This is a genomic window from Achromobacter sp. LC458 (assembly GCF_001005835.2).
Taxonomy (GTDB): Bacteria; Pseudomonadota; Gammaproteobacteria; order Burkholderiales; family Burkholderiaceae_B; genus Achromobacter; species Achromobacter spanius_B.
The window spans coordinates 430,208-444,459 of the sequence record NZ_LBHW02000001.1 but is presented as its reverse complement, the minus strand read 5'-3'; the positions used below and the strand labels follow the sequence as shown (position 1 = coordinate 444,459).

Below are 14,252 nucleotides of genomic sequence, written 5' to 3'. Positions count from 1 at the left end.
CGCGCTAGCATAAAGCGTAGCCGCTCAAGCACCGCGGCGCACGCCGCCGGGCGCCATCCACGGCGCACGGGGCCACCGGAGCGCGCGTATGAAGACGATCCAGAACTATGCACCGCCAGATGCCCAATCCTTGCAGCGCTTGCAGGACAGGCTGGGTTTCAGTGACGCGCGCATGGCCGAGTTGGCCGGGCTGGATGCCGCAACGCCGTGGCCAAGTTTCCTGGGCGGCCCCGAGCCGCGCACGCTAGGCCGGCAACGCCTGTTCTTCATGATGGCGCGCCTGTCGCTGGATGAAGCGCAATGGCAACGCGTGCTGGACGCCATGCACGACGCCGGCGCCCGCTTCGACTATGACGAAGCCTTGTCAGCCAGCACGCCCCCCGCGCCGGAGCCAGTGCCCGACGAGGAACGCAAATTCGGCATGTTGCTGGTCAGCCGCAACGGCGCCTTCCACGAAATGGAGCAGCTGCGCGAATTCGCGCACTTTGCGCATGAAGCCGACGTCAGCCGCTACGTCAATTCGGTGTTCTATGACAGCGACATCGACCTTTGCCGCTTCCGCTTCGCCGACCACGACGGCCTGACCGACGCCAGCCGCGATCGCATTTTCGACGCGGCCCACAAGACCATCACCCGATTCGAATTCGATGGCCGCATCTACCACGGCGGCATTCCCCCGGAATCGGACGGCTAGCGACGCGTCATCGCATTGACGCGGGCGGGCCCGCGCCTGTACCGTCGGCTCTTCGCTATTTGCCGCACGCCTTTTGCATGAACGAACGACTCGACGACATCGACCGGCAATTGCTCAGCCTGCTCTCGGCCAATGCGCGCGAACCCGCCGCAATCCTGGCGCGCAAGCTGGGTTTGGCGCGCACCACCGTGGTCGCCCGCATCGCGCGGCTGGAACGCGAGCACATCGTGTCGGGCTACGGCGTGCGCCTGGGTCGCCGGCTGGAAGAAGCCGCCGTGCGCGCCTATTGCTTCATCAGCGTGCTGCCCAAGACACCGGCCGCCGTGATCCGCGAACTGGAACGGATGCCGGAAGTGGAAGAGGTTTCGTCCGTCAGCGGGCCCTATGACTACCTGATTTTCCTGCGCTGTGAAACCCACGAGCAGCTGGACGAGCTGCTGGACCGCATAGGCCTGATCGACGGCGTCAAACAAACGCAGACGTCCATCGTCCTTAGCCGCAAGGTCGACCGCCGGAGCGCCGTGGCCGCCCCCTGAACGTGCCCGCGGGCGTCTGCTGCCCCCGCCCGGACCGGTCGGCCGTCTTTTCTCGCGGACCGACATGGTGTTGTAATGGCGGATATCGCGTTTTCTGGATGCCCCATGCTTGCACGCCTTGCCCCCGCCGCCGCCCTGCTGACCTTGCTAGCCGCCTGCTCCAGCATGAGCGAGGTCACCTCCGTCGGCAAAGACACTTACAGCGTCACCTATAGTTCGGGCACGCAGTTGCTGACGTGGGTAGAACTGAAGAACCAGACGCTGCAACGCGCCGATCAGTATTGCCAGGACATCGGCCGCAAGCTGCAAAAGCCGAAGGTGACGTCAAACCACGCCACGGGCCTGGGCTCCAAGCGCGCCACGGTCACGTTCGAATGCGGCGTGGTCGAGCCGCCCAAGGACAAGGCATCGTGAACCCCTCATTGCCCGTGGGCATCACCATGGGCGATGCCGCCGGCATCGGCCCTGAAATCGTCGTCAAGGCGATCGCGCAAGGCCTGAGCGCTCCCTGTGTGGTGTACGGCGATGCGGGCGCGCTGCGCCGCGCGGTTGCCCAGCTGGGCGCACGCCTGGACGTTGTCGAAGTTCGCGATGTCAGCCAGGCCGGACCCGATGCGGCGCGCATCCATGTCATTGCCTGTAGTCCGGCCCTGCCTGACGATCTGCCGCTGGGGCAGATCAGCGCAGCGGCGGGACGCGGCGCCTACGACTACGTCTGCGCCGCGATCGACGACGCGCAGGCCGGGCGCATCCGCGCCATCGTCACTGCGCCGCTGAACAAAAAGTCCATGCACGAGGCCGGCATCGATTACCCCGGCCACACCGAAATCCTGGCCGACCGCTCGGCCACGCAGGACTTCGCCATGATGCTGGCCAACGACGAGCTGCGCGTCCTTCTGGTGACCATACACGTGGCGCTGGCCGAGGTCATCGCGCGCATCACGCCCGACGCCGAGCTGACCGCCATGCGGCTGGCCGACCGCGCGTGCCGCCAGATGGGCATCACCGCGCCGCGCGTGGCGGTGGCGGGCCTGAACCCGCACGCCGGCGAAGGCGGCAAGTTTGGCCGCGAGGACGTCGACATCATTGAACCGGCAATCGCCCGCGCGCGCGCCGAGGGCATCGACGCCAGCGGCCCCTGGCCAGGCGACACCATCTTCATGCGCGCCCGCCGGGGCGAATTCGACATCGTGGTGGCGCAGTACCACGACCAGGGGCTGATCCCGGTCAAGTACCTGGGGCTGGACCACGGCGTGAATGTCACGGTGGGCTTGCCCTTCGTGCGCACCAGTGTCGACCACGGCACCGCCTTCGACATTGCCGGCCGGGGTGTGGCCGACCACGCCTCGCTGGTCGCCGCGTTCGACCTGGCGCTGGCAATGACACCCTGAGGCGCACGACGGCGACGGGGACTACAATACGCCCCGTTTCCGACGCATCCCATGCGCCGCCGACTGCCCAGGCTTGATTCGCCGCGGGGTTTTCGCTTGGCTTGCCGCTTGCCTTGCCGCCTGGTTCGCAGCGCGTTGTTCCCGCTTTCGTCTGCTCCTCTCTATCCATCCATGTCACGCCTAGTCCGCCTTCTGCCCGACCGCTTCACCCTCTACCTGATCTGCACCGTCATCATCGCCAGCATCGTGCCCGCGCACGGTCAAGGCGTGGTGATATTTGGCTGGATCACAAACATCGCGGTCGGCCTGCTGTTCTTCCTGCACGGCGCGCGCCTGTCGCGCGAGGCCATCATCGCCGGCCTGACCCATTGGAAGCTGCACCTGACGATTTTCTCTGCCACGTTCCTGATGTTTCCCTTGCTGGGCCTGGCGCTCAAGCCGGTGCTGGAACCCTTGGTCACGCCCGAGCTGTATCTGGGCATCCTGTTCTTGTGCTGCCTGCCCGCCACGGTGCAATCGGCCATCGCCTTCACGTCGATGGCCCGCGGCAACGTGCCCGCGGCGGTGTGCAGCGCGTCGGCCTCCAGCCTGCTGGGCATCTTCCTGACGCCGCTGCTCGTGGGCACGGTCGTGGCCAATGCCGGCAGCGCGCCGATTTCGTTCGACGCGGTCGGCAAGATCATGCTGCAACTGTTGCTGCCCTTCGTGCTGGGCCAGTTCGCGCGGCGCTGGATCGGCGCCTGGGTGCACAAGCGCAAGGCCATGCTGAAGTTCGTCGACCAGGGTTCGATCCTGCTGGTGGTGTATACCGCCTTTTCCGAGGCCATCAACGAAGGCCTGTGGAGCACCACGCCCATCCCGGCACTTGCCGGCCTGGTGGTGTGCTGCGCGGTCATCCTGGCGCTTGCCCTGGGCCTGTCTGCGCTGGCCGGCAAGATGTTCGGCTTCAACGTGGAAGACCGCATCACCCTGCTCTTCTGCGGTTCGAAAAAGAGCCTGGCCAGCGGCATTCCGATGGCGCAGGTGCTGTTCGCCGGCCACGCCGTGGGCGCCATCGTGCTGCCCTTGATGCTGTTCCACCAGATCCAGCTGATGGTGTGCGGCGTGTTGGCCGCGCGCTATGGCAAGCGTCCTGAAATCGAAGGCTGATCGCCGCGAGTGCTATTGCGCTTAGGGTTAAAAAAACCGCGCCCCATGAAACGGGGCGCGGTTTTTTTTGGGCCGCGACCAAGACAGTCTTGATGGCGGTCAGTACAGGATCAGTACCCGGTCAGTACATGTCTCGCGGCTGCGCGCCCGAGAAGTTCAAAAAGCGCGTGCTCGAACCCTGGAACGTCAGTCGCACCGTGCCGATGGGGCCGTTACGCTGCTTGCCGATGATGATCTCGGCCGTGCCCTTGTCGGGCGAATCCGGGTTGTAGACTTCGTCGCGATAGATGAACAGGATCACGTCGGCATCCTGTTCGATAGCGCCCGATTCGCGCAGATCGCTCATCACGGGGCGTTTGTTGGGGCGTTGTTCCAGGCTTCGGTTCAGCTGCGACAGCGCAATCAGCGGGCAGTTCAGTTCCTTGGCCAGGCCCTTGAGCGAGCGGCTGATTTCCGACACTTCGGTGGCACGGTTTTCGCCCGAGCCGTTACCCGACATCAGTTGCAGGTAGTCGATGATGATGAGCCCAAGCTGGCCGCATTGGCGCGCCAGGCGGCGCGTACGCGCGCGCACTTCCATGGGGCTGAGCGCGGGGGTTTCGTCGATGTACACCTGCGCATCCTGCATCAGCTGCACCGCGTGCGTCACACGCGGCCAGTCGTCGGCGATCAGCTTGCCGGTACGCATCCGATGCTGGTCCAGCAGGCCGACCGAACCCAACATACGCATCGCCAGCTGCACGGCGCCCATTTCCATGGAAAACACCGCCACGGGCAGGCCCTGCTCAATCGCGACGTGTTCGCCAATGTTCATCGAGAACGAGGTCTTGCCCATGGACGGGCGGCCGGCCACGATGATGAGGTCGCCGCCCTGCATGCCGGACGTCATCTTGTCCAGGTCGGTAAAGCCGGTGGGCACGCCGGTCACGTCCGAGCTGCCTTCGCGGTGGTAGAGCTCGTCGATGCGTTCCACTACCTGGGTCAGCAGCGGCTGGATTTCCTGGAAGCCGGCGGCACCGCGCGAGCCTTCCTGGGCGATCTTGAACACCTTGGATTCGGCTTCGTCCAGCAGCTGGCGCGCTTCCTTGCCCTGCGGGTTCAGGGCGGCCGACGAGATCTCGTCGGCAATGGACACCAGCTTGCGCAGCATGGCGCGCTCGCGCACGATTTCGGCGTAGCGGCGGATGTTGGCGGCCGACGGCGTGTTGTGCGCCAGCGCGTTCAGGTAGGCCAGGCCGCCCGAGTCCTCGGCCTTGCCGGCGCTGATCAGCGATTCGTTGACGGTGATGACGTCGGCGGGACGCGCCAGGCCAATCAGCCGGGCGATGTGGTGCCAGATCAGCCGGTGGTCGTGGCGGTAGAAGTCTTCTTCGACCAGCACGTCGGCGATGCGGTCCCACGCGGTGTTGTCCAGCAGCAGGCCGCCCAGAACCGACTGCTCCGCCTCGATGGAATGGGGGGGAACGCGCAGGTATTCAAGCTGGGGATCGGCAGGTGTATTCATGACTTCAATAGTAACGGCTGCAGGATGTCCGCAACGCGAAAAAACCCTTGCACATCGCGCGACGGAAGACGCCGCAACAAGGGACGCAAAGGCGCCGCGACACTGCAAAGAATGCGGGCCAGACGGGTCAGGCGCGCTTTGACGGCGGCATCGGGATTGCTGTCCAGATACACGTCGAGCGCCAGTGTACCCAGCGTGACGGCCACGTCATCGGGCAATTTACGCAAAGACACCAGCGAGGACAACATCTGGAAAAGGTCGTACGCCTGGGCCAGCGGACGCGACAGCGTCGACCCGATATTCTCTTCGAAGTCGATGCGCCACAGCTCGCCGTCCTGCAGGGTGACGTTACGAATCTGCGCGCCGCCGTGCCACATGCCACGCGCGTGGAAGGCCGCCAGATCGGCGGCCGCCGCGCGGGTCAGCCACAGCTGCGCGGTCGCGTCTTCGTTGCGAATCAGATCAGCCAGGTCGTCGCCCACGTATTCCAGCACCAACAGGCCCTGTTCCTGCCACCACACTTCGGGCACACGGCAACCGGCCTCCAGCAGCATCGACAGACGCTGGGCTTCATGCGTCAGGCCATTGCGCAGCAACACGCCGGGGCGCGGAAATTCACCCAGGAACAGCTTGCAGCCCACGCCCAGCAGAAAGGCGCGCACATAGCGCAGCGCATAGCTGACGCCACGCCCAAAACTGGGCCGCCGGCGCTTGACGATGCAGCGCACGCCATCGATCGTCACGTCGCGCACCGAAGGTTCGCGCAAGGCGTCGACGCTGTCGAGCCAGGCGCGCAGGCCGGGCGGCGCGTTGTGATGGACGGGCGGGTGGGTCAAGAGGTCCTCTGAGCTGGGCAAGATGGCGCGCGATGCGTAATGCCGACAAGGCGGAACGCAACGACGGCCGGTCAAAAAGAAAAAAAGCCGGCGCGCGGGCCGGCTTCTTTTTACCGCGGGTACGGCTTAGGACAGTTCGCCTTCCACCAGAACCGTGACGTCGACGACAACGTCGGCGTGCAGGGCGACCTGGATCGGGAACTCGCCAACCGACTTCAGCTGGCCGTTGGGCAGACGCACTTGCGCCTTTTCAACGCCTTCGAAACCGGCCTTCTTCAGGGCTTCGGCGATATCGGCATTGGTGACCGAGCCGAACAGACGGCCGTCAACACCAGCCTTCTGGGCAATCTTCAGCTGGTAGCCGGAGATGCGCTCGCCCAGAGCTTGGGCGGCGGCCAGCTTTTCAGCCTGGGCCTTTTCGAGTTCGGCGCGGCGAGCTTCGAATTCCTTCAGGGCGGCGTCGGTAGCACGACGGGCCTTGCGCTGGGGGATCAGGAAGTTGCGGGCGTAACCGTCACGCACACGAACGACTTCACCCAGGTTGCCCAGGTTGACGACTTTTTCGAGCAGAATAACTTGCATTTTCAGTGCCCCGGATTAGTTGTGGTTGTCGGTGTAAGGCAACAGAGCCAGGAAGCGCGCGCGCTTGATGGCCGTGTCCAGCTGGCGCTGGTAGATTGCCTTGGTGCCGGTCAGGCGAGCCGGGATGATCTTGCCGTTTTCTTGCACGAAGTCGCGCAGGGTGTCCAGATCCTTGTAGTCGATCTCTTCGACGCCGGCTGCGGTAAAGCGGCAGAACTTACGACGCTTGAAAAGCGGGTTCTGCTGCGTGAATTTGCGTTTTTCTTTGCGTTTTCCGAAGAAAGCCATGATATGTGCCTCTATGTTTGAGGGGGCGGGTTTTACCCGGGGTTTTTAGAAACCGGGCCCAGCTCCCCATAACCTATCCGTATTCAGAAGGCGCTCTCGCACCCTTTGCTCAACCTGTTCAAGCCACCTGCGGATCGCGTCCTGCGCTACCGCTGATCTTGCGTGCCTGCTGCAAATGCAGCTTGATCTTCACCGAGTCCTTGCGGGCGGGAGCCAAAAACCCCTGCACCAGCAATTCAGACCCTAACGCGGTGTTCTTCAACAGCAACGCCAGATCGCCCAGTGCCACGGCCGTAATCGTCAATTCAACACGGCGCGGATGGCCGGCTTCGATAACTTCGGACTCGTGTGCCAGCACCATTTCCAGTGCGGGCAGGCCGGCGGGAGTGTGGCGCAAAGGCTCGCATTCAAGAACGCGCGCGCTAAGTTCCAGCTGATTCATCCTGCCAGGCACCAAGGGGACTTCATAAGTTGAGCTCTGCGTGAGCCCTGCTTATTCGGGCTGAACCGCGACAGCCTCAGCCGAAGCCTTACGGGCTTCTTCACGCTCAACCGACTTCATCATGATCGAGGGCGTGGTCTGGGCCTTCTTGGTCTTGATGACCAGGTGGCGCAGAACGGCGTCGTTGTAGCGGAACGAGTGTTCCAGCTCATCCAGCGTGGCTTGGCCGCACTCGATGTTCAGGCAGACGTAGTGAGCCTTGACGAGCTTCTGGATCGGGTAGGCCAGTTGGCGGCGACCCCAGTCTTCCAGGCGATGAACCGAGCCGCCTTGGCCCGTAACCAGCGCTTGGTAGCGTTCGACCATGGCGGGCACTTGCTCGCTTTGGTCGGGGTGAACGATAAACACTACTTCGTAGTGACGCATGAGTAAAACTCCTTGAGGATGTCCTGCCGGCCTGGCGTCTTGCACCCGCGCTTTCCATCATGGGTGGTTGTGTAGTGGTTCACAGAAGACTGTGGTGGTACACAGAAGACATCAGCCCGGCAAGGGGCAGCCCGCTACCCAAAAACCATGGGCGGTCGAGCAAGAAAGCCCTCGATTATTACCGATTGAGCATCGGTTCGCAAGCGACTGGGGCGTCAGGAAATCAGGGACGGGGCGTTTTCGCCGCCCTGCCCCGCCGCTTGCGGCAGATCGGCAACAGCGACTTCCCTGGGCCGATTAACCACGCTGACCATCACGTAGCTGATGATCATCAACAGGAACCACGACCCCAGCTTGGCGATGGACACCCATTGCCACGCGTGGGATTGGTTTGGATAGCGCCAGGCATTGGCGAAAGTGCCGATGTTTTCGGCAAACCAGATGAACAAGGCCACCAGCACGAACCCAAGCAACAATGGCATGCGGCGATAGACGCGCCAAATGCGGAAATACACCCAGGTGCGAGCAAACAGCACGGCAGTCAGCGCAAACAGCAACCACCGGAAATCCATGACGAAATGGTGCGAGAAGAAGTTCACATAGATCAGCGCTGACAAAGCCACGGTGGCCACCAGCGGGGGATGCGCGCGAAAACGGAAATCGAACAGGCGCCAGACGCGCGCCAGATAACTGCCCACTGCCGCATACATGAATCCCGTGAACAACGGCACGCCGCCGATGCGCAGCACGCTGGCCTCGGGGTAGATCCAGGACCCGGCCGCCGTCTTGAAGATTTCCATGCCGGTGCCCACTACGTGGAACATCAGGATCACGCGGGCTTCGCTCCAGGTTTCCATGCGCAGCGCCAACAAGACGGCCTGGATACCCAGCGCCGCAAGCGTCAGGAAATCGTAGCGCGCCAGCAGCGCATCCTTGGGGTACCACCAGTGAGTGCCCAGCAATAGCGCGCACATCAACCCGCCGAACAGGCAGGCCCAAGCTTGCTTGACCCCAAAGCGGAAAAACTCGTAGAACGCCACGCCCAAACGGCCGCGGCCGGCCAGGTTATTGGCCAGCCGCGATTCCCAGGCTTGCAGCCTTGCGATAAGCGGCCAGTCGGTGGCCGCCGGATGATGCACGGTGGGCTCAGCCTTCCACGACGGCGTAGGCCGAGTGGTTGTGTATCGATTCGAAGTTCTCGGCTTCAACGCGATACCGCGCGATGCCCGGGTGCGCCGTCAAGCGCGCGGCCACGTCACGCACCAAGTCTTCGACGAACTTGGGATTGTCGTAAGCGCGTTCGGTCACGTACTTTTCGTCGGGCCGCTTGAGCAGGCCCCACAGTTCGCACGAGCCTTCTTCTTCGATCAGGCGGATCACGCCGTCCATGCTGATGTCGTCGCTAAGAATGGCCGACACAGTCACATGCGAACGCTGGTTATGCGCGCCGTACTCCGAGATGGCCTTCGAGCACGGGCACAGGCTGGTCACCGGCACCTGGACGACCAGCTCGAATTCGACCGCATTACCCTTGGCGCGCGCGATCCACTGAACTTCGTAGTCCAGCAGGCTTTGCACGCCCGAAATGGGGGCGGATTTGTTGATGAAATACGGAAACGCGGCGGTGATGTCACCGCTTTCGGCGTGCAGCAACGGCAGCATGTCGGCCGCCATGGCGCGGAACCGGGCCGGCGTCATGGGCGTGCTGCGGTACTTTTCCAGCAGCGCCACGAAGCGGGACATGTGCGTCCCTTTTTCTTCGGGCGGCAGCGCAACGGTCAGCGTCCAGTTGGCGACGGTGCCCTGGGGCGCCCCATCACCGCCTTCCACCAGCATGGGATGGCGCACGCCACGAATGCCCACGCGCTGAATCGGGATGTGCCGGGTGTCCGCCGAACTTTGGACATCGGGCATTACCAGGGCGGGGTCGATCGGAGAATTCATGTCAGCGTACCTGTCTAGGCGATCAATCGCTTGCGCACGCGCCTAGGAAACTTGAAGAGGGGGCCATTATCGCCCAAAGCCTTGCCTACGCCTGGGAAAACCCTTCTATGGGTAGGTCGGTGACGGCGGAACAGACTGTTCCAGATTCCGGGCAATGGCGAGGCCAGGGCCGGAAAGTACGGCTGGGTCGACCACCGGCTGGATCAAGCGCCAAGTGGGTCGACCGCCGAGTGGGACGATCACGGCCAGTTGCACTTGGCCGGCCAAGTGAAACCGGCTAAGTGCCACCGCCTTAGTCTTTCGCCAGCAACTCGGCGTAGCGGTTACGGATCGACTGCTCGATACCGTCGGCATCCAAACCGATGCCGGCCAGCAGGGCCGACTGTTCGCCATGGTCAATAAAGACATCCGGCAAGCCCAGTTGCAGGACCGGAATCTGCACGCCAGCAGCGCTCAACACTTCCAGCACCGCGCTGCCCGCGCCGCCCATGATGGACGCGTCCTCGATCGTGACGAACGCATCGTGGCGGCCGGCCAGGTCAAGAATCAGGGCTTTGTCGATCGGCTTGACGAAGCGCATGTCCGCCACCGTGGCGTCCAGCTTGCCGGCTGCGGCCAACGCCGCTTGCACCAGCGTGCCGAAACCCAGGATGGCGATTTTCTTGCCCTCGCGCCGCACCACGCCCCGGCCCAACTCCACCGTATCCAGGCCAGGGGCCTCGACCGCGCCGCAACCCGCGCCGCGCGGATAGCGCACGGACGCCGGGCCGGGATGCTGATAACAGGTCGACAGCAGCAAGCGGGTTTCGCTTTCGTCGGACGGCGTGGCCACCACCATGTTGGGCACGCAACGCAGGAAAGCGGTGTCGTAATTGCCGGCATGGGTGGCGCCATCCGCGCCGACGATGCCGGCGCGGTCCAGGGCGAACGTCACGTCCAGGTTTTGCAGCGCCACGTCGTGGATGAACTGGTCGTAGCCACGCTGCATGAAGGTCGAGTAGATGGCCACGACGGGCTTTTGCCCTTCACAGGCCACGCCCGCCGCGAACGTCACGGCGTGCTGCTCGGCGATGCCGACGTCGAAATAGCGCAGCGGAAACCGCTTTTCAAATTCGACCAGCCCGCTGCCTTCGCGCATGGCGGGGGTGATGGCGACCAGGCGCGTGTCCTGCTCGGCCGTGTCGCACAACCACTGCCCAAAGACCTGCGTGAACGTGCGCTTGCCCGGCGCCTTCGATTGCAGGATACCGACGGCGGGATCGAACTTGCCCGGGCCGTGATAGAGCACCGGGTCCGCCTCGGCCAGTTTGTAGCCCTGCCCTTTCTTGGTGACCACGTGCAGGAATTGCAGGCCTTGCAGCGCCTTCAGGTTCTGCAAGGTGGGCACCAGCGCGTCCAGGTCATGGCCGTCGATGGGGCCGACGTAATTAAAGCCGAATTCCTCGAACAGCGTTGCCGGCGTAACCATGCCCTTGGCGTGCTCTTCAAAGCGGCGCGCCAGTTCAAGCACGGGCGGCACGTGCTGCAAGACCGCGCGGCCCACGTTCTTGGCGGTGGCGTAAAAGCGGCCCGACATGAGGCGCGCCAGGTAGCGGTTCAGCGCCCCCACCGGCGGCGAGATCGACATGTCGTTGTCGTTCAGGATCACCAGCAGGTTGATGTTGGGCGTGACGCCCGCGTTGTTCATGGCTTCGAAAGCCATGCCCGCCGACATCGCGCCGTCGCCGATGATGGCGATGTGCTGGCGCTGCACGCCCGCATTGCGCGAGGCCACCGCCATGCCCAGCGCCGCCGAGATCGACGTGGACGAGTGCGCCGTGCCGAAGGCGTCGTATTCGGATTCGCTGCGCTTGGGAAAGCCCGAAATTCCGCCCTGTTGCCGCAACTGCGCCATGCCGGCGCGGCGGCCGGTCAGGATCTTGTGCGGGTAGGACTGGTGGCCCACGTCCCAGACGATGCGGTCATGCGGCGTGTCGAACACCTGGTGCAGGGCCAGCGTGAGCTCGACCGTGCCCAGGTTGGACGACAGGTGCCCGCCCGTTTTGGATACCGACTCCAGCACGAAGCCGCGCAGTTCGTCGGCAAGCTTTTTCAGCTCGCGACGATCCAGGCGCTTGAGGTCTGCCGGGGATTGAATGCGGTCCAATAAATCAGTCGTCATGCTTTTTTGGGGTTCGTTGACCCGACCTGGACTCAGGCCGGGCTTGTCACGGATCAGCGGTCTCGAAGGACGATGAAATCGGCCAGTTGCGCCAGGCGCAACCCGGCATCGCCCAGGGGCTCCAGCGCCGCCAGCGCGGCCACACGCAATTGCTCGGCGAACTCGCGCGCCTCGGACAGGCCCAGGAGCGAGACGTACGTCGGCTTGTTTTCCGCCGCGTCCTTGCCGGGCGTCTTGCCCAGGCTGGCCGTGTCGGCGGTAACGTCCAGAATATCGTCCACCACCTGGAACGCCAAGCCCATGGCCTGCGCGTACGCGTCCAGCGCCTGGCGCGAGGCCGAGCTGGCGCCCGCCACGATGCCGCCCAGCGCCACGCTGCACGCAAGCATGGCGCCGGTCTTCATGCTGTGCATGGTCTGGAGTTCATCGCGCGACAACGAATGGCCGACGCTGAGCAGGTCGATGGCCTGGCCGCCCGCCATGCCCTGGCTGCCAGCGGCGCGCGCCAGCGACTGCGTCGCCTGCACGATCAGCGCGGGCGCGATGGGCATGGATGCCAGCAGGTCGAACGCCAGCGGCTGCAAGGCGTCGCCCGCCAGCATGGCGGTGGCTTCGTCGTACTGCACATGGGTGGTGGGCCGGCCACGGCGCAAGGTGTCGTCGTCCATGCACGGCAGGTCGTCATGCACCAGCGAATAAGCGTGGATCAATTCGACAGCGGCGGCCGCGCGGTCCAGCGAGGCCTCGATGGCCAGCACACTGCCGCTAACCGGGCAGGCCTGCCCGGCGGCGTAGACCATGGCGGCGCGTACGCGCTTGCCACCGCCCAGCACGGCGTAGCGCATCGCTTCGTGCAACCGGACGGGTAGCACATCCGCGGGCGGCATCAGGTCGTCCAGCACGTCTTCAACGTGCCGCACGCGCCCCTGCAACCACTCCGCGAAGGGGAGTTGAGTGGTCTTCATCGGTTTCTTATTCGTCATCCAGCGCCGCCGGGTCCAGCGGGCGCAGCAAGTCGCCTTCCAATACCTTGACCTGCTGTTCCGCCTGCGCCAAGCGTTCCTGGCAGACCCGCGTCAGCGCCACGCCGCGCCGGTAAGCGGCCAGCGACTGCTCAAGCGGCAACGAGCCGTCTTCCATGGCCGCAACCAACGATTCCAATTCGGCCAGGGCCGTTTCAAAATCCTGGGGCAAGGGACGGTCATCGATCTGCGGATCGGCTTGTGTGGGGTTGGCCAAACGGGTCTCCGAGGGCGCTAGGGGTGGATCAATTTGTGAATTGTACGAGATAGCCAACGCGAACCCGGATGCGCCACAAGGATCAGGCGGACGCCCCCGCCAGTCCTGCAATCGCGGCCCGTAACGCGGGGCCGACGCGGGACCGCAGCTCGGGTTCGGGCAAGAGGCTCAATGGCCCGCCGCAGCTCATCACGAAGACGCCTTCGCCGGTGATCGAGGTAAACGGCACGGCGACGGCGTTGATGCCGGATTGCCATTCGCCCAGCGCGAAACAGCAGCCGAATTCCTGCAATTCAGCGCGGGCGCGATCGATGGCGGCCACGGGCGGGGCCACCGGACCCAGGCGCGCCATCACTTCCTGACAAGCGGTGTCGGGCAAGCTGGCCAGGTAGGCCCGGCCCATGGCGCTGTCCAGGCTGGCGCGATAGCCAACCGGCAACCGCAGGTACAGCGCTGAGGATCCATGGATGGCTTCGACGTAGGTCATCGCGTCGCCATCGAACGCGCCCAAGGCCACGGCGCCGCCGGTGTCGCGCGCCAGTTCCGTCATGGACGCCTTGGCCAGTTCGCGCACTTCCAGCCCGGCCAGCAAGCCGAAGCCCAGCGCCAGTACGCCATAGCCGGGCGAATACTTGCCGGTGTCGGGGTGATAGCGCAGGTAGCCCAGTTCGGTCAGCGTGTAGGTGATACGGCTGATGGTGGGCTTGGGCAGGCCGGTCAAGCGCGCCAGGTCCAGGTTGCCCAGCGCCGTCACGCCATGGCGAAAGCACCGCAAGACGTCCAGGCCGCGCGCCAGGGCGGTAATGAAGTCCGGCGAATTGGCGCCCTCCCCCACGCCGGCTGTGCGTTTGCGGCGTGCCGGCTGGCTCAGTTCCAGCGTTTCGTCCGGTTTGACGGCGGCGTGCACCACGCGCTTGGAGTCAGAAAAAGATTGCATTTCTATTCGCTTCGTTTTTATAGTTTATTTCGAACGACAAAACTAAATTCCAATATACGGAATTTAAAACATCCAAGGAGACCTGGCAAGCCACCGCGCGACGTTACGCGACGCGGCAGCCAA

At 64.2% G+C, this 14,252-nt stretch carries 17 protein-coding genes; 5 read left to right on the top strand and 12 right to left on the bottom strand.

The window, feature by feature from the left end; all coding sequences use genetic code 11:
* Positions 1-88 precede the first annotated feature (88 nt).
* From YH64_RS02005 to YH64_RS01985, 5 genes are all read left to right on the top strand, one after another.
* Entirely contained in the window at positions 89-694 is a 606-nt protein-coding gene (locus tag YH64_RS02005; RefSeq protein WP_046802808.1) for a hypothetical protein, read from the top strand.
* A gap of 77 nt (positions 695-771) precedes the next feature.
* Positions 772-1,230, top strand: coding sequence for an Lrp/AsnC family transcriptional regulator (locus YH64_RS02000; RefSeq protein WP_046802807.1), 459 nt, complete (start codon positions 772-774; stop codon positions 1,228-1,230).
* Positions 1,231-1,335: 105 nt separating this feature from the next.
* Positions 1,336-1,644, top strand: coding sequence for a hypothetical protein (locus YH64_RS01995; protein ID WP_052945921.1), 309 nt, complete (start codon positions 1,336-1,338; stop codon positions 1,642-1,644).
* A complete protein-coding gene (gene pdxA, locus YH64_RS01990; RefSeq protein WP_143215215.1) occupies positions 1,641-2,621 on the top strand; it encodes a 4-hydroxythreonine-4-phosphate dehydrogenase PdxA in 981 nt (326 codons plus the stop codon). The genes YH64_RS01995 and pdxA overlap by 4 nt, the downstream gene beginning before the upstream one ends.
* 171 nt (positions 2,622-2,792) lie before the next feature.
* Positions 2,793-3,770: a bile acid:sodium symporter family protein gene (locus YH64_RS01985; protein WP_046802804.1), complete on the top strand. Its 978-nt coding sequence runs from the start codon at positions 2,793-2,795 to the stop codon at positions 3,768-3,770.
* 121 nt (positions 3,771-3,891) lie between these two features.
* On the opposite strand, the gene YH64_RS01980 is transcribed toward YH64_RS01985, so the two are convergent.
* From YH64_RS01980 to YH64_RS01925, 12 genes are all read right to left on the bottom strand, one after another.
* Positions 3,892-5,274 carry a replicative DNA helicase gene (locus tag YH64_RS01980; protein ID WP_006218311.1) on the bottom strand — a complete coding sequence of 461 codons (1,383 nt, stop codon included), beginning with the start codon at positions 5,272-5,274 and terminating at the stop codon, positions 3,892-3,894.
* Positions 5,271-6,110 (bottom strand): RIO1 family regulatory kinase/ATPase, encoded by an 840-nt coding sequence (locus YH64_RS01975; protein ID WP_046802803.1) that lies wholly within the window; start codon positions 6,108-6,110, stop codon positions 5,271-5,273. Before YH64_RS01975 ends, YH64_RS01980 begins: the two co-directional genes overlap by 4 nt.
* 126 nt (positions 6,111-6,236) lie before the next feature.
* A complete protein-coding gene (gene rplI, locus YH64_RS01970; protein WP_046802802.1) occupies positions 6,237-6,692 on the bottom strand; it encodes a 50S ribosomal protein L9 in 456 nt (151 codons plus the stop codon).
* A 15-nt stretch (positions 6,693-6,707) separates the two neighbouring features.
* Positions 6,708-6,980, bottom strand: coding sequence for a 30S ribosomal protein S18 (gene rpsR / locus YH64_RS01965; protein ID WP_006218308.1), 273 nt, complete (start codon positions 6,978-6,980; stop codon positions 6,708-6,710).
* Between the two features lie 118 nt (positions 6,981-7,098).
* A complete protein-coding gene (gene priB, locus YH64_RS01960) occupies positions 7,099-7,422 on the bottom strand; it encodes a primosomal replication protein N (protein ID WP_046802801.1) in 324 nt (107 codons plus the stop codon).
* A gap of 51 nt (positions 7,423-7,473) precedes the next feature.
* On the bottom strand, positions 7,474-7,848 hold the full coding sequence (gene rpsF / locus YH64_RS01955) for a 30S ribosomal protein S6 (RefSeq protein ID WP_006218306.1): 375 nt from the start codon (positions 7,846-7,848) through the stop codon (positions 7,474-7,476).
* Between the two features lie 215 nt (positions 7,849-8,063).
* Positions 8,064-8,987, bottom strand: coding sequence for a DUF817 domain-containing protein (locus tag YH64_RS01950; RefSeq protein WP_046802800.1), 924 nt, complete (start codon positions 8,985-8,987; stop codon positions 8,064-8,066).
* A gap of 7 nt (positions 8,988-8,994) precedes the next feature.
* Positions 8,995-9,792, bottom strand: coding sequence for a GTP cyclohydrolase FolE2 (gene folE2 / locus YH64_RS01945; RefSeq protein ID WP_046802799.1), 798 nt, complete (start codon positions 9,790-9,792; stop codon positions 8,995-8,997).
* 292 nt (positions 9,793-10,084) lie between these two features.
* Positions 10,085-11,953 carry a 1-deoxy-D-xylulose-5-phosphate synthase gene (dxs, locus tag YH64_RS01940; protein WP_046802798.1) on the bottom strand — a complete coding sequence of 623 codons (1,869 nt, stop codon included), beginning with the start codon at positions 11,951-11,953 and terminating at the stop codon, positions 10,085-10,087.
* Positions 11,954-12,006: 53 nt separating this feature from the next.
* Positions 12,007-12,918, bottom strand: a complete 912-nt coding sequence (locus tag YH64_RS01935; protein WP_046802797.1) for a polyprenyl synthetase family protein — start codon at positions 12,916-12,918, stop codon at positions 12,007-12,009.
* Positions 12,919-12,925: 7 nt separating this feature from the next.
* The gene (locus YH64_RS01930; RefSeq protein WP_046802796.1) at positions 12,926-13,192 is read right to left on the bottom strand and encodes an exodeoxyribonuclease VII small subunit; all 267 of its coding nucleotides are present in this window, start codon (positions 13,190-13,192) and stop codon (positions 12,926-12,928) included.
* Positions 13,193-13,274: 82 nt separating this feature from the next.
* Positions 13,275-14,129: an IclR family transcriptional regulator gene (locus YH64_RS01925; RefSeq protein WP_046802795.1), complete on the bottom strand. Its 855-nt coding sequence runs from the start codon at positions 14,127-14,129 to the stop codon at positions 13,275-13,277.
* Positions 14,130-14,252 lie beyond the last annotated feature (123 nt).